Source organism: Clostridium sp. MT-14 (genome assembly GCF_042436595.1).
Lineage (GTDB): Bacteria > Bacillota > Clostridia > Clostridiales > Clostridiaceae > Clostridium_B > Clostridium_B aromativorans.
Genome location: NZ_JBHMIY010000004.1, coordinates 86414 through 105329, shown reverse-complemented (window position 1 = coordinate 105329; position 18916 = coordinate 86414). Strand labels below are relative to the sequence as shown.

Genomic DNA, 18916 nt, shown 5'->3' with positions numbered 1-18916 from the left:
AAAGTGCTTAGTTCTTATTGTGTATTTAAAAATCCAAAGTGTAAATATCAAGTTGTAGAAGATTTTTGGCTCCTGCTGAAAATCTTCTACAACTCTATATTAAATCAATTGTGAATTGAAATAAGATCGATAGAGAAAAATAAAATAAAATTATGAAGGATTTTGGAGATATTTATAGAATATAATTGCATAGCTGTAAAATAAATTTTAAATTAAAGTGTAAATTAAAGTGTAAATTAGGGGTGAATTTTATGATACTTCAAACAAATATAAGTGTTGCTGCTAGAAATTCAGAAGGAAAATATGATATTAAAAATTTTTCCGTATTTGATGTAAATAAAATCAATGAGAGCTTCACCTCTTTAAAGATAAGTCTTGTAAATAATAAAATTTTACTTTTGAGTGTTCAATGTGAACTGTGTGGGAATATTCATTATTTTAGATATAACATCAATTATCTGGTTAGAAAAGATATTATAATTGGAGGCTGTGAGATTCTGGGATTCCCAATCTTGTATATAGGCAATTATAATGTTATAAAAAATAAAATTTTAAAGTATAATGAGATCAAGGAAAAAATATATGCACTTATATAATATTTTTATTTTTATTTATAATTATTATAAAATGAGATGGATTAAAGTCTAAAAAAGGGGTATAATGTATTTTGAAATGTAACCTTTCTATAATAGGAATTCTTTACTTATAAATATAGTATTTTTATATTATATTTTCAATTTTATTTTGATTTTCCCAAGATTACGTTAAAATATAAAATTTAATAATTGTGAGGTGTTACTTTTTGAACAGTGAAGATATAGATAATATGACAGTTGCAAAATTGAAAGATATTGCAAAGGCCCTCGAGATCAAAAATATATCTAAATATAAAAAATCTGAATTAATTGAAGAAATAAAAAGGGTTTCTCCTGCTTATATAAATAAAAACGGTATCGTACTTAGAGAGAAAATAAGCCCTAAAAATGAGGAGTTAAGCAAACACAAGGAGTTGGAACATGGTATAAAAACATCAGAGAATAAAATTCACGAATCTAAATCACAGGAACAAAGGATAAATTGTGATGAAAAAAGAGAAAAGCTTAAGGAAATGATAAGCGAATCAGATAGTGCAAGAGGAGTGCTTGAGATAATTGAAAATAATAATTATGGATTTTTAAGAGGTAAAAATTATCTTACAGGTCCTGACGATATATATGTATCCCCATCTCAAATAAGAAGATTCAATTTAAAAACCGGTGATGAGGTATGCGGAAAAGTTAGAATTCCAAAAGAAGGAGAAAAGTTTAAAGCATTACTGTACGTTCAAAAAGTAAATGGGGAGAATCCAGAAAGAGCAGTTGGAAGAAAACCTTTTGAAACACTCACTCCTATATATCCTAATCAGAGATTAAGGTTAGAAACTCAAAGTTCAAATCTGTCTACAAGACTTATGGATATAATATCACCTATAGGCAAAGGACAGAGAGGAATTATAGTTGCCCCACCTAAAGCAGGCAAAACTACTCTTCTAAAAAAAATAGCCCAGAGTATTTCAAAGAATCACCCAGAAATAAAACTTATAGTTTTACTTATAGATGAGAGACCTGAAGAAGTTACTGACATGCAGAGATCTATAAATGGAGAAGTAATTTATTCTACTTTTGACGAAGAACCGGAACATCATACTAAAGTTGCCTATATGGTGCTTGAGAGAACCAAAAGAATGGTGGAACAAGGTCAGGACGTAGTAATACTTTTGGATAGTATCACCAGGCTTTCCAGAGCATATAATCTGACTATAACTCCAACTGGTAGGACTCTTTCAGGAGGTTTGGATCCGGGAGCACTTATAATGCCAAAAAAGTTTTTTGGTGCTGCTAGAAATATAGAAGAAGGAGGAAGCCTCACTATACTTGCTACTGCATTGATTGAAACCGGAAGTAGAATGGATGATATGATATTTGAAGAATTTAAAGGCACTGGAAATATGGAGGTGCATTTAAACAGAAAGCTTCAGGAAAGGAGAATATTCCCTGCTATAGATATATATAAGTCTGGTACGAGAAGAGAGGATTTGCTTTTTGAAAGCCAACTTGAAAGGGAAACTGCTTTTAATATAAGAAAAGTGCTATATGATGACAACATTCAAAATATTACTGAACAACTAATAAACCTATTGGCAAAAACAAAGAATAATGTAGAGTTTATGAATATTGCAAGCAAGATGGAATTGAATAAATCATTAGATAAGCGTTAGAATAAAGACCTGTCTTTTTATACTTAAAGACAGGTCCTATAATAAAATGAGAAATTGTATATTTTATTGTAATTATTCTTCATTTTTCAAATTAAATTTCTTTAAGAATCTATCAACTCTTCCACCGGCGTCGACTATCTTTTGTTTACCAGTGAAGAAAGGATGGCATTTAGAGCATATTTCCACCTTTAACTCTTTTTTTGTGGAGCCAGTTGTAAAGGTGTTTCCACATGCACACTTAACTACCGCATCATGATAGTATTCTGGATGTATGCCTTTTTTCATATTGTTCACCTCTTTCAAGTTTATATGACGAAACTCTAATTTTAACTCCTGTATTATAACACAGGCATAGTGCTAAGTCAACAAACAGCCAAAAATTTCTGTGAGTAGGGCTAATTTATTATAGAGAAATCAAATAAATACTTTAATATATTTAATACCTCTGTTAGAATATATTTGATTATATAAAGAGTTGATATTTAATTTTTGCAACTTTGAGCTTTAAAATGAAGGTGAAGCCTTTAGATAAAATAGATTGCATGAGAGGTGAATACAATGTCAAGAAAAACATCTGTTGGAGGTCAAGCTGTAATAGAAGGAGTTATGATGAGAGGGATCCACGGTATAGCTATCGCTGTTAGAAAATCCAATGGTGAAATTGTAGTTAACAGGGAGGAGAGTATACCCTATAGTAAGAAAAACAAATTTTTTGGGTTACCTGTTATAAGGGGATTTGTATCTTTAATAGAATCATTGATTGTGGGTATAAATACATTGAATTATTCAGCAACGTTTTTTCAAGAAGAAGAGGAACCTACGAAATTTGATGATTGGTTTGAAGGTATATTTAAGGAAAAAAGTGAAGCCGTACTCATAGGTATAACTCTTATTATATCTCTTACTATAGCAATTTTGTTATTTTTCATATTTCCGACTTTTGCAGCAAATGTATTTAAAAAATTTGGAGTACGCGGTTCTATATCTCTTAACATAGTGGAAGGTATAATCAGAGTGTCCATATTTTTGATATATATATATGTGATAAGTAAGATGTCAGATATAAAAAGAGTATTTCAATATCATGGTGCCGAACATAAGACTATTTTTTGCTATGAAAATGAAAAAGAATTAACTCCAGAGAATGCAGCTAAATTTGGCAGACTTCATCCAAGATGTGGTACAAATTTTTTATTTTTAGTCATGATAGTAAGTATAATACTTTTTTCGTTAACCGGATGGGGAAATATTTGGCAGAGAATCTTATGTAGAATAACATTATTGCCTCTAGTATCAGGGGTTACCTATGAACTTATAAGATGGATGGGGAAAAGCAATGGATTTTTAACAAGGGTTTTATCCTATCCAGGACTTATGCTTCAAAATTTGACTACAGAGGAACCAGACTATAGTCAATTGGAAGTGGCCATTGTGGCACTGAAGTATGCGGAGGGGATAGAAAGTGAAGATGAAAAAAGCAAGTATAATGAAGATGGACAGATAAAAGATATAGTAAGCGTAGATAGAGAAGGAGTACAGCTGGGAATATGTAAAAGTACAATGAAATGAATTCAATGAAAGTAGAGAATTTTTATGAAAAATAAGATAAATGAACTTTTAAAATATGGATATGAAATCTTAAAAAATGAAGAAATAAATAGTTATATTTTGGATGTACAGCTTCTTTTGGGAAAGGCTATAAATAAGAGCAGACTGTTTATATTTATAAATGGCGATTATGAAGTTACTGAAAAGGAGGCCCAAGATTATCGTAGATATATAGAGTTAAGGGAAAAAAAGATGCCTGTAAAATATATATTGAGGGAATGTGAATTTATGGGGCTAAATTTTCTGGTAACACCCGGTGTGCTGATACCAAGGCCGGATACAGAAACTTTAGTAGAACAGGCCTTAGATAAAGTAAGGAGTAATAATTTTCACAATATATGTGACCTGTGTTGTGGAACTGGGGCAATTGGATTGTCTATAGCTAAGTTTATAAATAATGTAAATATAAAATGTTGTGATATATCCCCTATAGCTTTAAAGGTTGCAACTGAAAATATAAAAAGATTTTCTCTACAAAAAAGAGTTGAAGTGATAAAGAGTGATTTACTTCAATATTTTATTGAAAATAAAATGAAATTTCAAATGATAATATCAAATCCACCCTATGTAAAAAAAAGTATGATGGATACATTGATGGAAGATGTAAAAAACTATGAACCCTATGAAGCACTTTGTGGAGGAGAAGATGGGCTGGTTTTTTATAGAGAAATTGCGAAAGAAAGTTTGACAGTTTTAAATAAAGGGGGAGTACTTATGCTTGAAATAGGTGATGATCAAAAAGATGAAGTAAGCTGTATATTGAAAAAATACGGCTTTATAAATATATCCTGTGTCAAAGACCTATCAGGGAAAGATAGAGTAATCAGTGCGGTGGCTGGGGGAAAAATTATAGAGTAAATTTAACAGGTATTTTCTGTTTTCCAAGTTTATTGCTATAAATAAAAGTATTATGATATAATAATGTATTGTGAAAATGTTTATACGGAGTGATAAAAATTATGTTAGAAAGACTTGATTTCATAGAAAATAAATATGAGGAATTATCCATTAAAATAAGCGATCCTGCGGTTATAGAAAATCAAAAAGAATGGCAAAAACTGTGTAAGGAACATGCCGAAATGGAAGAAGTGGTTGTGAAATACAGGGAATATAAAAAGGCTGTTCAGGATCTAGAAGACAATAAGGATATGCTTAAAGAGGAAACGGATAAAGAAATGAGGGAAATGGAACAGGAAGAGGTAAAAAATCTTACAGAGCGCATAGATGAAATTGAAGATGAATTAAGGATTCTACTTATTCCTAAAGATCCTAATGATGATAAGAATGTATTTGTAGAAATTAGAGGTGGAGCAGGAGGGGAAGAGGCAGCTTTATTTGCGGCAAATCTTACAAGAATGTATACCAGATATGCAGAGCGCAAGGGGTGGACAATAGAAACCATAAGCTTAAATGCTACGGATATAGGTGGATTTAAGGAAATTGTATTTATGGTAAAAGGAAAGGGAGCCTACAGCAGGTTAAAATATGAAAGCGGTACTCACAGGGTTCAAAGAGTTCCAGATACAGAATCCAGCGGCAGGATTCATACTTCTACTGCAACTGTAGCAGTACTTCCAGAAGTAGATGATGTGGATGTAGTGGTAAATCCAAACGATATAAGAATAGATGTTTTTAGAGCATCAGGTCATGGGGGACAATGTGTAAATACTACGGATTCAGCTGTTAGAATTACACATTTACCTACGGGACTTGTTGTATCCTGTCAGGATGAAAAATCCCAGCTTAAGAATAAGGAAAAAGCCATGAAGGTACTTAAATCAAGGCTTTATGAAAAGGCAGAAGCTGAGAGAAATGCAAGTATAGCAGAAGATAGAAAGAGTCAGGTGGGAACGGGCGATAGAAGCGAAAGAATAAGGACCTATAATTATCCTCAGGGAAGAGTTACAGATCATAGAATAGGAATGACACTATATAAATTGGATGCATTTCTAGATGGAGATATAGATGAAATAGTAGATGCCCTTATAACTTCAGATCAGGCGGAGAAAATGAAAGCCATTGGCAGTAACTAACATATATGTGAAATGATTATGGAAAGTATGGAATACGGGGTAATATATAAGATGGAAGGAGCTGAAACAACCGTTAAACTCCACTTAACGGGAAAGTATGAATATAGATAAAGCTATTAGGAAGCAAAAAAAATCCCATAAGATACTTCTGCTTTCTACAGGCCTTATTTTTTTTATACTCCCGGGATATTTTATTTTGACAGGTAAATTTTACACATTTTACATAACTTACCTTATAGTGCTTGAAACACTTATTTTTTTGGCTATTATCATAAGAATTGACAATTCTTCATTGAGTTTTATTTATGACGGATATAAGTTGAAAGTAAATATGGGAATAAAAAATGGAAGGTTAAATATAATATGTGATAAAATTGTACTGGTGCATGTGGAAAACTATATGCGGAGAAATGCGGATGAAAGTGAATTTAGAATTATTCTCCTTTCGACATCTAAATTCAGAAGTGATAGAATGGTACTCGTACACAGAGAATTTCTCAAAAGACATGCTTATGTTGCCCATGAATACAACAAGCTGAAAATTTTAAGGCCTGAAGAGAGTTTTTATTATACTATAATAAAGAGAGGCCAATTGAATAAATATTCATTTTTAGATACAGTGTACAGAAGCTGTGTCTATGCGCATTTTACAGAGGAAGCTGTAGAAAAAATAAAATTTTATAGACAGAACTCAGAAAATTACACCTGGAAGAATGGAAAAATAAAAATATAATTCATATATTATGAAGTATTAAAATAAATATGAAATATAAATAATAAGCATAAGGTGATTTTTTGAGTATAAATTTAATTGACATAGTAGCAATAGGGAGTTTAGTATCTCTTACAGGTACTATGATAGGGGCTTCACTAGGTGTGGCAGTGAAAGAACCGTCTGATAAATTGCTGGGCTTTATAATAGGATTTGCAGGGGGAATAATGTTATCTGTAGTAGTATTTGATTTAATTCCCCAGTCCGTTGAAAAATGGAGTTTTGGCCTGACCATAATATTTGCAGTCTTAGGTATTGTGATCATTTCCACAATTGATGCAAAGGTGAATATAAACAGCAGCAATAAACATATGAAAATGGCATTTATGGCTTCACTTGGCCTTATGATCCATAATTTCCCAGAGGGGATAATAATGGGATGCGGATTTGCAGCAGGCAGTACCCTCGGACTGAAGATGAGTATTATAATTGCAATTCACGATATACCGGAAGGTATTGCCGTATCGGCACCTCTTATGGTATCTAAAGTAAAAATTCCAAAGATACTTTTTTATGCTTTTATAACAGCTTTTCCAACGGCTTTAGGAACCTTTGCAGGTACGTACATAGCAAATATATCTCAAAATGTGTTAGGAGCATGTCTTTCTATAGCTTCTGGAATAATGCTGTATGTGGTATGTGGAGAGATGATACCGGAATCTTCAAAACTATGGGAAGGTGTAACAAGTACACTTGGTACTCTCTGTGGTATTATCCTAGGGCTTATAATAGTACAGGTATTGTAAATTATGTACATTTAAAAAATAGTAAACTTGTAGTTTTAAAATAAAAGGTGGTTTATTAGCAGATGAATACGAAAATAAAGATGATAGATGAGACAAATTTAGATGAAGGGATTATTGAGGAGGCTGGAAAAATAATAAGAGAAGGTGGGCTTGTAGCTTTCCCAACAGAAACTGTTTACGGTCTTGGAGCTAACGCTCTTGATTCAAGAGCGGTAAAGAAAATATTTAAAGCTAAGGGCAGGCCACAGGACAATCCTTTAATTGTACATATATGGAATATAAAACAGATAGAAACTTTGACGCATGATATACCGGATATAGCTTATAGATTTATGAAGAAGTTTTGGCCTGGACCTATGACTGTAATTCTTCCTAAATCATCTATTATACCGGATGCTACCAGTGCATCACTTCCCAGTGTGGGAATTAGAATGCCATCTAATATAATAGCTAGAAAACTTATTGAAAAATCAGGAGTTCCCATTGCAGCACCGTCTGCCAATATATCCGGACGTCCAAGTCCAACAGATGTTGAAAGATGTATAGAAGATTTAAATGGGAAAGTGGATTTTATATTGGGAGGAGAGATGTGCCAGGTGGGGGTGGAATCTACAGTAGTGGATTGTACAGTTACACCTAGCTGTGTATTAAGGCCAGGTGGAATAACACTTGAAATGTTGAGGAAAATAGATAGAGAAGTTTATATAGATCCTGCAGTTATGAAAAAACCGGATAAGAACATAAGACCTAAAGCACCCGGAATGAAATATAGACACTATGCTCCCAATGCTCCGGTAAAAATAGTCAACGGAGATTTGAAAAAAACTATTGCAAAAATTAATGAAATGGTGCAAAATTATATAGATGAAAATAAAGTGGTAGGGGTAATTGCTACGGATGAAACAAAAGATTTTTATAAAAAGGGATTAGTAGTTTCTTTAGGTAGTAGAAGTAATATGCTTAGTGTGTCTAAGAATTTGTTTGAAACCCTTAGGAGTTTCGATGATAAAAAAGTTGATATTATATTGTCTGAAGCTTTTGAAGAAAAAGGTATTGGGGTTGCTGTGATGAATAGGTTAAATAAATCTGCAGGGTTTGATATTATGAAGGTGTAAGGTATACTGTTCATAGGGTACTTTTACTTTAGGGGGACTGGTTTGTGAAAAACATACTGTTTGTTTGTACAGGTAATACTTGCAGAAGTTGTATGGCAGAGGCTATATTCAATTCCATAGGTAATATGACGGATGTAAAAGCTTTGTCTGCAGGTATAATGGCATTTGATAATAGTGTGGCTTCTAAAAATTCTGCATTGGTTATAAAGAAAAATTTAAATGTAGACATAAGTAATAGAAAAGCTGTTCAGGTAAATCAGTATATGGTTAAGAATTCAATGATTGTTTTGGCTATGACTTCACATATAAAAGATATACTGCAGAAAAATTTTCATCAATTCAGAAATAAAATCTATACTTTAAATGAATTTGTTTCTTTAAAGGAGGATATAGAGGATCCTTTTGGAAAAAGTATTGTTGAGTATGAACATACATATAGTCAGTTGGAAAATAGCATTTTATTGTTAGTAAATAAGTTAAAAGAAGATATGGGCATTGATTAGATGTTATTATCTTCTTTTTTTGCGGGTATGTGCTCAGATAATGTTGAGGATCAAATAATAATATATTTTAGGAGGTATTTTTTATGAAAATCGCTATAGGGAGTGATCATGCCGGATTTCCGTTAAAAAAGGAAGTAATGAAATACTTGCGGGAAAAAGATATGAAATTTGAAGATTTTGGTACTTTTTCAGAGGATTCTTGTGATTATCCTGATTATGCACTAAAAGTTGCAGAAGAAGTTTCCAATAAGAACTATGATTTCGGCATACTTATATGTGGCACTGGTATTGGAATAAGCATTGCCGCTAATAAGGTACCGGGAGTAAGAGCGGCACTTTGTGGAGATACTTTTAGTGCTCATGCCAGTAGAGAACATAACAATGCAAATATACTTGCACTGGGACAGAGAGTAACAGGTTCAGGGCTTGCAGTTGATATAGTGGATACATTTTTATCTGCTGAGTTTCAGGGGGGCAGGCATCAAAGAAGAATAGATAAAATTACTGAAATAGAAAAAAAATATAGTAAATAGACTATTACTGTTTTTAGACTATAATTTTAAACTGTAAAATATTCATTTATTAAATTGGAGGAATTGAAATGAATAACATAACACAAATAACTCATCCCCTTGTATTGCATAAATTAGCTTTGATAAGGGACAAAAATACAGGTTCTAAGGACTTTAGAGATCTTGTAGAGGAAGTGGCTATGCTTATGGCCTATGAAGTAACTAGAAATTTTCAGACAGAAGATGTGAAAATAGAGACTCCTATAGGAAAGACAACCTGTAAAATGCTTTCCGGGAAAAAAGTGGCTGTAATACCTATATTGAGAGCAGGACTTGGCATGGTAAGTGGAATATTAAGGCTTATACCTGCAGCAAGAGTAGGTCATATAGGACTTTACAGGGATGAGACCACGTTAAAGCCTGTAGAATATTTTTGTAAATTGCCGCAGGATATAGGAGAGAGAGAGATAATAGTGACTGATCCGATGCTGGCGACAGGTGGGTCAGCTATAGATGCTATATCTATGTTAAAGAGAAAGGGTGCAAAGAATATACAACTTATGTGTTTGATAGCTGCAAGGCAGGGGATTGAGGCTGTAGTGGAAGCTCATCCTGATGTACATATATATACCGCAGCTATAGATGAAGAATTAAATGGAAATGGATATATAGTACCAGGTCTTGGTGATGCTGGAGATAGATTATATGGAACGAAGTGATAGGCCTTTTAGCTTACTGGACAATGTTCTAGAGCCCACTGTAATATAGGTGGGCTTTTGCATATTGAAGATAGAGATCAAGTGATTCTTAGGTTCAGATAGAGTTTGCTTATAAGGAATGCTTACTCCACCTGAACCTTAGAAGAACTTATCCAGACGCGTAGCAGTGCTTATCGTAAGCTTTAAGAAGTTGGAGTATTAGCAATGGTAGCGTTCGGATAAATTAGCAGGAAGTATTGAAGAGGATACCTGTTAAAAAGCAGCATCAATTGTTTTAAAATATCATTCAATAGTTTATAATATATAGTATATTCTTATGAAGCAAGGAGATATTTGTCGATGAGAAAAGATTGGGATAATTATTTCGTGGATATAGCATTTGAGGTTGCGGAAAGAAGTACATGCCCTAGGCTGCATGTGGGGGCAGTTCTTGTTAAAAACAGAAGAATAAAGGGTACTGGTTATAATGGAAGTCCCAGAGGATTAGAGCATTGTGATGAGGTTGGATGTTATCTTAAAAATAATCATTGTATAAGGACAATTCACGCAGAGGTGAATTGTTTGCTAGAAGTATCGCCAGAAGATAGAGAAAATTCAACGCTGTATGTGACTCATATGCCGTGTCCAGAATGTCAAAAATTGATAATTACCTGTGGTATTAAGAGGGTGGTGTATTCTGAAGATTACAAACCTGAAATTAATTGGTTTGAAAAAGCACCGCAAATTGAATTAATATGTTTAAAAAGAGCAGAATAACATAATATCTAAAGAACAAAAGATGTGATTGAGGAAGGTTGTTATGGATAATTTATATTTATTTGCAGTAGTTTCAGCAGCACTCTCAGCTGTTATTACACCACTTGTTAGAAAGTATGCTATAAAATTACAAATTGTGGATATTCCTAAAGATAATAGGAGGGTACATAATAAACCAATACCACTTTTAGGTGGAATGGCCATATACATTTCTTTTATGGTCACTCTATTTTTAAAATTAGGCAGGCTTACAAATTCTGAAATTGGCCTTATATTGGGTTCTACTGTAATAGTAATAGGAGGATTTCTAGATGACAAGTTCAATATAAAGCCCTGGTGTAAATTATTATTTCAATTGGCAGCAACTTTGATTTTAATAGTTTATGGAATTAAGATAGTATTGATTACCAATCCATTCAGTGGATTGTACCAATTTGTGAATTTAGGTATAATGTCAATTCCACTGACACTGATTTGGGTGATTGGAATTACCAATGCATTGAATTTAATAGATGGATTAGATGGGTTGGCTGCAGGCATTGCACTTATATCATCCATAACTATTTTTATTATAGCTGTACTGAATGGAAGAAACGAAGCTGCCATACTTACAATTATATTAGCAGGAGCTACAGCAGGTTTTTTGCCTTATAATTTTAATCCAGCATCTATATTCATGGGTGATACAGGAGCACAATTACTGGGCTTTTTACTTGCAGCTATATCTATTGAGGGAGCTGTTAAATCTGCAGCTGCTTTTTCTATAGCTGTGCCCATTCTTGCTTTGGGAATACCAATCTACGATACTTTATTTGCTATGGTGAGGAGAAAGATAAATGGGAAGCCTATCATGCAGGCAGACAGGGGACATTTGCACCATAGGCTCCTGGATATGGGACTTACCCAGAAACAGGCGGTTATGATAATGTACATTATAAGTGCAGTTCTTGGCAGCTTTTCCATAGTAGCCATGGAGATAAATGCGCAGAGATCCTATTTTTTGCTGATTATAGTAATGATTATTTTAATCTTGATAGCCTGGAAAGCTGGTTTTTTTAAACATAGAGAGTAAAATGGAGGATTTTATATGAAAAAGATCAAGAGTATTGCAATATTTGGCACAAGACCTGAAGCAATAAAGATGGCTCCCCTAGTTAAGGAGCTTGGAAACATAGAGAATATAGAAAATAAAGTCTGTGTTACAGCTCAGCACAGACAAATGCTTGATCAAGTTTTGGAGCTTTTTAAAATTGAACCGGATTTTGATTTGAACATAATGAAGAGTAAACAAACCTTGACGGGAATAACTACCAGGGTGCTTCAGGGGCTTGAAAATATATTTGATGAAGAAAAGCCGGATCTAGTTATTGTTCATGGAGATACTACTACCACTTTTGCAGGAGCTCTGGCGGCATTTTATAAGAAAATAGCAGTAGGCCATGTGGAAGCTGGCCTAAGGACTTATGATAAATATTTTCCTTTTCCCGAAGAAATGAATAGAAAACTTACTGGAGCTATAGCTGACCTGCATTTTGCGCCAACCACAGGTTCTAAAAATAACCTTCTGAAAGAAGGGGTACCTGAAAATAAAATATTTGTTACAGGGAACACAGTTATAGATGCTATGAATTTTACGGTGGAAAAAGGTTATGTATTTAACAATAATGAACTAAATCAGATAGACTATGATAACAGAAAAATTATAATGGTAACTGCTCATAGAAGAGAGAACTGGGGCAGGGGAATTAGAAATATTTGTAATGCACTTAAAAGAATTGTTCAGGATAATGCCGAAGTAGAAGTTATTTATCTTGTGCACTTAAATCCAATAGTAAAGGACGTGGTGTATAAAATATTGGATCATATTCCAAGGATACATTTACTGCCGCCTCTGGACACAAAAGAAACTCATAATTTGATGAATAAATGCTATATGGTCATGACTGATTCAGGTGGTCTTCAAGAGGAGGCACCTCATCTTGGAAAACCTGTGTTGGTACTTAGGAATGTAACTGAAAGACCAGAAGCTGTAGAAGCGGGCACAGTGAAATTGGCCGGAACTGATGAGGATAACATAGTTAAATTGGCAAATGAACTTATATTGGATCAAGATGAATACAATGTAATGAGCAGAGCCATAAATCCATATGGGGATGGTAAAGCATCTGGAAGAATAGCAGCAGCTATTTTACAGTATTTTAATATAGAAAGTGGCGAATATAAGGAGTTTCAATAAAATTTTTATTTGGAAATTGACAGGGATTACCTTATTAAAGCTAAAATCTTTGTGTTTTTTTTAACAAAAATATTGATAAAAGTCTAATTAGCTAGTATAATAAAGAGGATGACAGAAAACTTTGTAAATTAGAAATAGATAATTTAATTTAGGAGGATTAATTATGAGAGATGTAGTTATTGTAAGTGCTGCAAGGACTGCCATAGGAAAATTCGGGGGAAGTTTAAAAAATGTTTCTGCAGTAAAATTAGGTACTGCAGTTATAAAAGAGGCAGTAAAAAGGGCAAATATTAAACCAGAACTCGTAGATGAAGTTATAATGGGAAATGTATTGCAGGCGGGTCTTGGACAAAGTCCAGCAAGACAAGCTGCTGTATATGCAGGTATTCCTGTGGAAGTTCCCTCATTTACTTTGAATAAACTCTGTGGTTCAGGTCTTAGGGCAGTTAGTCTAGCAGCTCAGCTCATAAAAGTTGGAGATGATGATATAGTTGTTGCTGGAGGAATGGAGAACATGTCTGCTGCTCCATATTTACTTGAAAACGCTAGATGGGGAGCTAGAATGGGCGACGGGAAATTAGTGGATTCCATGTTGAGAGATGGTTTGTTTGATGCCTTTAACAATTACCATATGGGAATTACTGCAGAGAATGTAGCTGAACAGTGGCATATAACTAGAGAAATGCAGGATGAATTTTCAGCGTCATCTCAACAAAAAGCAGAAAAAGCTATAAAGAGCGGAAGATTTAAAGATGAAATAGTTCCAATTACCATAAAAGATAGAAAAAAGGGAGAAATAGTTTTTGATACAGATGAGTTCCCTAGATTTGGAACTACAGTCGAAACTTTATCCAAATTAAAACCGGCTTTTAAAAAGGATGGAACTGTTACAGCAGGAAATGCTTCGGGAATAAATGACGCAGCTGCAGCATTAGTTGTGATGAGCGCAGACAAAGCAAAAGAATTGGGAATAGAGCCAATGGCAAGGATCGTTTCATATGGGACAAGAGGTTTGGATCCTAAGATAATGGGCTATGGTCCTTTCTATGCAACTAAAATAGCATTGGAAAAGGCTAATTTAAAGGTAGAGGACCTGGATTTGATAGAGGCAAATGAAGCATTTGCGGCTCAGAGTTTAGCTGTGGCTAAAGATTTAAAATTTGACATGAGCAAGGTAAATGTAAACGGCGGAGCAGTAGCTCTTGGACATCCAGTTGGATGTTCCGGTGCAAGAATACTTACTACACTGCTTTATGAAATGAAGAAAAGAGATGCTAAAAAAGGCCTTGCAACATTGTGTATAGGTGGTGGAATGGGTACTGCCATAATAGTTGAGAGATAAAATTTGTATTTAATAATGTAAAATTTATAACATAGACGCAAGGGTTATGTTTTTTAGCAAAATTAATTTGTGAAATACATAACCCTTGTGTTTTTTTTGTAATAATTGTATGATTAAATCATACAGTTGTAATGTATTTAAGTAAATAATATACTATATTGAATTATAATTTAAAAAAGCATAGATTTAATAAGCAATTATGGGTTAAGATCATATAAATTGACGAAAATTACATAAAAACAATCAATTAATCGAAAAAATAGAACTTTTAGATTATATTTTTAAGGTATATAATTTTATTAGTTTATTTCTGCACGGGGGAACTTAATGGATAAACATATTTTGAGTATGGTGAAAAAGGTGTCCATCATCAATCTAATATTTATTGTTGCAATGGCCTGCCTAATACAGTTGATTTTTAAAAATTATGGATTATTTACATTGATAGGAATGCTGGTGGCAATCTTTAATTTTTTTATAAATGCTGTAGTGGGAGGCTTCGTATTTCAAAAGCTTCCCAATTCGTCTAGTTCATTATATATCATAGGTTTCATCATGAGAATTGTCATTGCGGCGGGCATAGGATATGTTATTTTTTCTTACAATAAAAATAACACCATTGCCTATTTATTTGGCTATACTTCTCATTTATTGGGAGTATATATATATTCAGTTATAGAAAGTAATAAAAACAATATAGAATAAAGAGGGGATGTGATGAAGTGGAAGGCTTTTCGCCATTGTTCCTAATACATTTGGGATCACTTAAAATTCCAATAACTTCTAGCATTATGGTACAATGGGTTATTATTGTGATTTTAGCCATTTTGGCAAAAATTTTCACTAATGGTATGAAAAAAGTACCTGATAAAAAGCAAACTGTTATTGAAATCATTGTAGAATCAATACAAAATCTTGTAAAGGATAATATGGGAAAAGAGTATGTATCATTTATACCATATGTGGGAACTCTTGCGATATATATATTGGTGATGAATATCGCTCCTGTTATTGTAGGTGTAAGGGCTCCAACAGAGGATCTGAGTGTGGCAGTGGGGCTTGCACTTATAACTTTTATTCTAGTTCAATACAATGCTATCAAGAAAAAAGGGCTTAAAAGTTATTTTAGTGCTTATGCTAAACCAGCAGTACCATTGCTGCCACTCAATATTGTAGAGAGAATAGTCCTACCAGTTTCACTGAGTCTTCGACTGTTTGGTAATTTAACAGCAGGTGCTGTAATTATTGGAATGGTGTATAAGGGACTAGGGAATATAGCATGGTTTTCTCAATTATTGATACCGATTCCCTTACATGCTTTTTTTGATTTATTTGATGGTTCTATACAGATGATAGTATTCGTTATGCTTACAGTAATGAATATAAAGGTTATAGCTGAAGAATAATGGTTTATATTCAATATTTATTTTAAGGAGGATTTTTTATTATGAATTTAGATGCAAATACATTCATATCGGGAATGGCAGCAATTGGTGCAGGATTAGCTGCTATAGGATGTTTAGGAGGAGGTATTGGAGTTGGTAATGCTGCAGCAAAAGCAGTTGAAGGTGTGTCCAGACAGCCAGAGGCAAGTGGTAAGATATTGAGTACATTTTTTGTAAGTGCTGCTTTATCAGAAGTAACAGCTATTTATTCTTTGCTGATAGCTCTTATTTTAGTATTTAGAGTTTGATTATATCTATACCTCACCAGTTTACATATAATTTTAGAGGGGAGGATTGAAGTTCAGTATGCAAATTGATTTGACTCGAGTTGTTATAACAATAATAAATTTTATTATATTGTATTTTATTTTAAAACATTTCTTTTTTAAACCTGTGGATACTACCCTCACTAATAGGCAAAATGAAATTGATTCTAGAATTAAAAATGCTGTTGAAAATGAAAAAAAATCAAAACAACTGGTAGCTCAGCACGATGAATTGTTGAAAAATTCAAAAATAGAGGGTAGAACTATTGTTGAAGATTATAAAAATAAAGCCGAGAGAGTTTCTGAAGATATATTAGGTGATGCTCATAAAGAGGCTCAACTTATATTAAACAGGGCAAAGATTGAGGCGGATAGACAGAGAGAAAAGGCACAGGATGAGATAAAAAATCAGGTGGTTGATCTGGCTCTTTTAGTGTCTGAAAAAGCTTTAGAGGGTTCTATTGATGAAAAGCAGCACAGGAAACTTATTGAGGATTTTATAGCTAAGGTAGGTATCTAATTATGTATGAATATTTAGATAGAAGGTATGCTCTTGCACTCTATGAGATAGCGGAGGAAAAGGGGAAAGTAAAGGAGTACCTGGAGGAATTAAAACAGGTCGTAGATATCATAAATAAGGATACTAAATTTTTGGAGATTATGGAACATCCTGAGGTCAGCACAGCAGATAAGAGAAGGATGTTTACAGAAATATTTAAAGATAGAGTAAATAAAGATATTCTTTCATTTTTATTGATTCTTATAGATAAGGGAAGAATCAAGCAATTAGATGGAAAACTCAAGGAAATGAAGGATATATATCTTGGAAAACACAATACTGTTGTCGCAAAAGTAAAGACAGTTATCCCATTGAAAGACAATGAGAAAAAAGATCTGATTCAGAAATTAGAAAAAAAATTTAATAAAAAAATTTTGATTGAAGAAGAAATAGATCCAAGTATTATAGGCGGAGTTTATGTAGATGTAAATAATGAAGTCATTGATGGTACTATAAGGTCAAAACTTTCTGAAATGAAAAAAATAATGCTTAAAGGAGAACAGAGGTGAGCCTATGAACGTAAAACCTGAAGAGATAACTTCAATTATAAAAGATGAAATACAAAAATATGAAAAAAAAATAGAGACAGTTGATTCAGGTACAATAATTCAAATTGGTGATGGTATTGCCAGAGTTTATGGCCTTAACCAGTGTATGTCTGGAGAACTTTTAGAGTTCCCAAATGATGTCTATGGTATGGCTTTAAACCTTGAACAGGATAATGTAGGTTGTGTTCTTTTAGGTTCTGAAGAGGGAATAAAAGAAGGAGATACAGTCAAAAGGACTGGTAAGGTAGTAGAAGTACCTGTGGGTGATGCCCTTATGGGTAGAGTGGTAAATTCCCTTGGCCAACCTATAGATGGGAAAGGTCCTATTAAAACCAGTGAAACTAGACCTGTAGATCTGGTTGCACCCGGAGTTATAACAAGACAATCTGTTAAAGAACCGCTCCAGACTGGAATAAAGGCAATAGATTCCATAATACCAATTGGTAAAGGACAGAGAGAGTTAATAATAGGAGACAGGCAGACAGGTAAAACTGCCATTGCTATGGATACTATAATAAATCAAAAGGGAAAAAATGTGATATGTATTTATGTGGCTATAGGACAGAAACAATCCACTGTAGCGCATATAGTGAATGATTTAGTGGAAACAGGTGCCATGGATTATACCATAGTTGTATCTGCATCTGCGTCGGAATCAGCACCGCTTCAGTATATATCCCCTTATGCAGGATGTTCTATGGGTGAGTATTTTATGAATAAGGGAGAAGATGTACTTATTATCTACGATGATCTGTCTAAACATGCTGTTGCCTATAGAGAGATGTCGCTGCTGCTTCGTAGACCACCAGGAAGGGAAGCCTATCCTGGAGATGTATTCTACCTTCATTCACGACTTTTGGAAAGGGCGGCAAAACTTTCAGACAAACTAGGAGGAGGTTCTCTTACTGCACTTCCTATAATAGAGACTATGGCAGGCGATGTTACTGCATATATACCGACAAATGTCATATCAATAACAGATGGCCAGATATTTCTTGAAACAGAGCTTTTCTATGCAGGGCAGAGACCGGCAATAAATGCAGGAATATCAGTATCTAGAGTTGGAGGTAATGCGCAGATTAAAGCTATGAAACAAGTTGCTGGAACACTGAGGATCGATTTAGCCCAATACAGAGAACTTGCTTCATTTGCTCAATTTGGTTCTGACCTGGATAAAGAATCAAAGAGATGGCTTGAAAAAGGAAAGAGATTGACGGAAATACTGAAGCAGCCTCAATATAAACCAATGCCTGTAGAAAAGCAGGTAATGATATTATTTGCTGCTTCCAGAAATTATATAATGGATGTACCTGTTGAAAAGATCTCCCAATTTGAAGAAGAATTTCTTGATTACATGGATACTCATCATGGTGAAATTGGAAAGGAAATTCTGGAAAAGAAGATTTTATCGGATGAACTCAGTGACAAACTTGGCAGTGCTGTAGAAGAATTCAAAAAAATATTTTTAGCAGAGTGATATTTGCTCTGCGGGAGGTGAA

At 33.7% G+C, this 18916-nt stretch carries 22 protein-coding genes; 21 read left to right on the top strand and 1 reads right to left on the bottom strand.

Features of this window, described 5'->3' with window-relative positions; translation table 11 throughout:
• Positions 1-251: 251 nt before the first annotated feature.
• Positions 252-596, top strand: a complete 345-nt coding sequence (locus ACFHWD_RS05040; RefSeq protein WP_229980685.1) for a hypothetical protein — start codon at positions 252-254, stop codon at positions 594-596.
• 230 nt (positions 597-826) lie between these two features.
• Complete coding sequence (rho, locus tag ACFHWD_RS05035; protein WP_378060947.1) at positions 827-2257, top strand: transcription termination factor Rho; 1431 nt, start codon at positions 827-829, stop codon at positions 2255-2257.
• Between the two features lie 72 nt (positions 2258-2329).
• Here rho and rpmE read toward each other — a convergent pair whose 3' ends face one another.
• Entirely contained in the window at positions 2330-2542 is a 213-nt protein-coding gene (rpmE, locus tag ACFHWD_RS05030) for a 50S ribosomal protein L31 (RefSeq protein WP_150357586.1), read from the bottom strand.
• Positions 2543-2815: 273 nt separating this feature from the next.
• On the opposite strand from rpmE, the gene ACFHWD_RS05025 reads away from it, so the two are divergent.
• The 19 genes from ACFHWD_RS05025 to atpA all read left to right on the top strand — a co-directional run bounded on the left by ACFHWD_RS05025 (position 2816) and on the right by atpA (position 18894).
• Positions 2816-3826, top strand: a complete 1011-nt coding sequence (locus ACFHWD_RS05025) for a DUF1385 domain-containing protein (protein WP_179978132.1) — start codon at positions 2816-2818, stop codon at positions 3824-3826.
• Between the two features lie 24 nt (positions 3827-3850).
• Positions 3851-4723, top strand: a complete 873-nt coding sequence (prmC, locus tag ACFHWD_RS05020; RefSeq protein ID WP_179978131.1) for a peptide chain release factor N(5)-glutamine methyltransferase — start codon at positions 3851-3853, stop codon at positions 4721-4723.
• Between the two features lie 101 nt (positions 4724-4824).
• The gene (gene prfA / locus ACFHWD_RS05015; protein ID WP_150357581.1) at positions 4825-5898 is read left to right on the top strand and encodes a peptide chain release factor 1; all 1074 of its coding nucleotides are present in this window, start codon (positions 4825-4827) and stop codon (positions 5896-5898) included.
• Between the two features lie 97 nt (positions 5899-5995).
• Entirely contained in the window at positions 5996-6631 is a 636-nt protein-coding gene (locus ACFHWD_RS05010) for a hypothetical protein (protein ID WP_229980683.1), read from the top strand.
• 122 nt (positions 6632-6753) lie between these two features.
• Complete coding sequence (locus ACFHWD_RS05005) at positions 6754-7416, top strand: ZIP family metal transporter (RefSeq protein WP_378060945.1); 663 nt, start codon at positions 6754-6756, stop codon at positions 7414-7416.
• Positions 7417-7478: 62 nt separating this feature from the next.
• A complete protein-coding gene (locus ACFHWD_RS05000; protein ID WP_229980681.1) occupies positions 7479-8531 on the top strand; it encodes an L-threonylcarbamoyladenylate synthase in 1053 nt (350 codons plus the stop codon).
• A 44-nt stretch (positions 8532-8575) separates the two neighbouring features.
• Positions 8576-9034: a low molecular weight protein arginine phosphatase gene (locus ACFHWD_RS04995; RefSeq protein ID WP_150357573.1), complete on the top strand. Its 459-nt coding sequence runs from the start codon at positions 8576-8578 to the stop codon at positions 9032-9034.
• 83 nt (positions 9035-9117) lie between these two features.
• Positions 9118-9567 carry a ribose 5-phosphate isomerase B gene (gene rpiB / locus ACFHWD_RS04990; protein WP_150357571.1) on the top strand — a complete coding sequence of 150 codons (450 nt, stop codon included), beginning with the start codon at positions 9118-9120 and terminating at the stop codon, positions 9565-9567.
• A 68-nt stretch (positions 9568-9635) separates the two neighbouring features.
• Positions 9636-10265, top strand: a complete 630-nt coding sequence (upp, locus tag ACFHWD_RS04985) for a uracil phosphoribosyltransferase (RefSeq protein ID WP_150357569.1) — start codon at positions 9636-9638, stop codon at positions 10263-10265.
• Between the two features lie 339 nt (positions 10266-10604).
• Entirely contained in the window at positions 10605-11021 is a 417-nt protein-coding gene (locus ACFHWD_RS04980) for a dCMP deaminase family protein (RefSeq protein WP_150357567.1), read from the top strand.
• A gap of 43 nt (positions 11022-11064) precedes the next feature.
• Positions 11065-12093, top strand: a complete 1029-nt coding sequence (locus ACFHWD_RS04975; RefSeq protein WP_229980679.1) for an MraY family glycosyltransferase — start codon at positions 11065-11067, stop codon at positions 12091-12093.
• 15 nt (positions 12094-12108) lie between these two features.
• Positions 12109-13257, top strand: coding sequence for a non-hydrolyzing UDP-N-acetylglucosamine 2-epimerase (gene wecB / locus ACFHWD_RS04970; RefSeq protein WP_150357563.1), 1149 nt, complete (start codon positions 12109-12111; stop codon positions 13255-13257).
• A gap of 163 nt (positions 13258-13420) precedes the next feature.
• Positions 13421-14599 (top strand): acetyl-CoA C-acetyltransferase, encoded by a 1179-nt coding sequence (locus tag ACFHWD_RS04965; RefSeq protein WP_150357561.1) that lies wholly within the window; start codon positions 13421-13423, stop codon positions 14597-14599.
• Between the two features lie 327 nt (positions 14600-14926).
• The gene (locus ACFHWD_RS04960) at positions 14927-15304 is read left to right on the top strand and encodes an ATP synthase subunit I (RefSeq protein WP_150357559.1); all 378 of its coding nucleotides are present in this window, start codon (positions 14927-14929) and stop codon (positions 15302-15304) included.
• A gap of 17 nt (positions 15305-15321) precedes the next feature.
• Positions 15322-16005, top strand: coding sequence for a F0F1 ATP synthase subunit A (locus ACFHWD_RS04955; protein WP_150357557.1), 684 nt, complete (start codon positions 15322-15324; stop codon positions 16003-16005).
• 41 nt (positions 16006-16046) lie between these two features.
• The gene (atpE, locus tag ACFHWD_RS04950) at positions 16047-16292 is read left to right on the top strand and encodes an ATP synthase F0 subunit C (RefSeq protein ID WP_106008346.1); all 246 of its coding nucleotides are present in this window, start codon (positions 16047-16049) and stop codon (positions 16290-16292) included.
• Positions 16293-16350: 58 nt separating this feature from the next.
• Positions 16351-16830 carry a F0F1 ATP synthase subunit B gene (locus tag ACFHWD_RS04945; protein ID WP_150357555.1) on the top strand — a complete coding sequence of 160 codons (480 nt, stop codon included), beginning with the start codon at positions 16351-16353 and terminating at the stop codon, positions 16828-16830.
• A gap of 2 nt (positions 16831-16832) precedes the next feature.
• On the top strand, positions 16833-17378 hold the full coding sequence (locus ACFHWD_RS04940; protein ID WP_150357553.1) for a F0F1 ATP synthase subunit delta: 546 nt from the start codon (positions 16833-16835) through the stop codon (positions 17376-17378).
• Positions 17379-17382: 4 nt separating this feature from the next.
• Positions 17383-18894, top strand: a complete 1512-nt coding sequence (gene atpA, locus ACFHWD_RS04935; protein WP_150357551.1) for a F0F1 ATP synthase subunit alpha — start codon at positions 17383-17385, stop codon at positions 18892-18894.
• Positions 18895-18916 lie beyond the last annotated feature (22 nt).

Bases quoted from the DNA above. Each gene is read 5' to 3' on its own strand.
- ACFHWD_RS05040 (WP_229980685.1), top strand. From the start codon at position 252: ATGATACTTCAAACAAATATAAGTGTTGCTGCTAGAAATTCAGAAGGA.
- rho (WP_378060947.1), top strand. From the start codon at position 827: ATGACAGTTGCAAAATTGAAAGATATTGCAAAGGCCCTCGAGATCAAA.
- rpmE (WP_150357586.1), bottom strand. From the start codon at position 2,542: ATGAAAAAAGGCATACATCCAGAATACTATCATGATGCGGTAGTTAAG.
- ACFHWD_RS05025 (WP_179978132.1), top strand. From the start codon at position 2,816: ATGTCAAGAAAAACATCTGTTGGAGGTCAAGCTGTAATAGAAGGAGTT.
- prmC (WP_179978131.1), top strand. From the start codon at position 3,851: ATGAAAAATAAGATAAATGAACTTTTAAAATATGGATATGAAATCTTA.
- prfA (WP_150357581.1), top strand. From the start codon at position 4,825: ATGTTAGAAAGACTTGATTTCATAGAAAATAAATATGAGGAATTATCC.
- ACFHWD_RS05010 (WP_229980683.1), top strand. From the start codon at position 5,996: ATGAATATAGATAAAGCTATTAGGAAGCAAAAAAAATCCCATAAGATA.
- ACFHWD_RS05005 (WP_378060945.1), top strand. From the start codon at position 6,754: ATGATAGGGGCTTCACTAGGTGTGGCAGTGAAAGAACCGTCTGATAAA.
- ACFHWD_RS05000 (WP_229980681.1), top strand. From the start codon at position 7,479: ATGAATACGAAAATAAAGATGATAGATGAGACAAATTTAGATGAAGGG.
- rpiB (WP_150357571.1), top strand. From the start codon at position 9,118: ATGAAAATCGCTATAGGGAGTGATCATGCCGGATTTCCGTTAAAAAAG.
- upp (WP_150357569.1), top strand. From the start codon at position 9,636: ATGAATAACATAACACAAATAACTCATCCCCTTGTATTGCATAAATTA.
- ACFHWD_RS04980 (WP_150357567.1), top strand. From the start codon at position 10,605: ATGAGAAAAGATTGGGATAATTATTTCGTGGATATAGCATTTGAGGTT.
- ACFHWD_RS04975 (WP_229980679.1), top strand. From the start codon at position 11,065: ATGGATAATTTATATTTATTTGCAGTAGTTTCAGCAGCACTCTCAGCT.
- wecB (WP_150357563.1), top strand. From the start codon at position 12,109: ATGAAAAAGATCAAGAGTATTGCAATATTTGGCACAAGACCTGAAGCA.
- ACFHWD_RS04965 (WP_150357561.1), top strand. From the start codon at position 13,421: ATGAGAGATGTAGTTATTGTAAGTGCTGCAAGGACTGCCATAGGAAAA.
- ACFHWD_RS04960 (WP_150357559.1), top strand. From the start codon at position 14,927: ATGGATAAACATATTTTGAGTATGGTGAAAAAGGTGTCCATCATCAAT.
- atpE (WP_106008346.1), top strand. From the start codon at position 16,047: ATGAATTTAGATGCAAATACATTCATATCGGGAATGGCAGCAATTGGT.
- ACFHWD_RS04945 (WP_150357555.1), top strand. From the start codon at position 16,351: ATGCAAATTGATTTGACTCGAGTTGTTATAACAATAATAAATTTTATT.
- ACFHWD_RS04940 (WP_150357553.1), top strand. From the start codon at position 16,833: ATGTATGAATATTTAGATAGAAGGTATGCTCTTGCACTCTATGAGATA.
- atpA (WP_150357551.1), top strand. From the start codon at position 17,383: ATGAACGTAAAACCTGAAGAGATAACTTCAATTATAAAAGATGAAATA.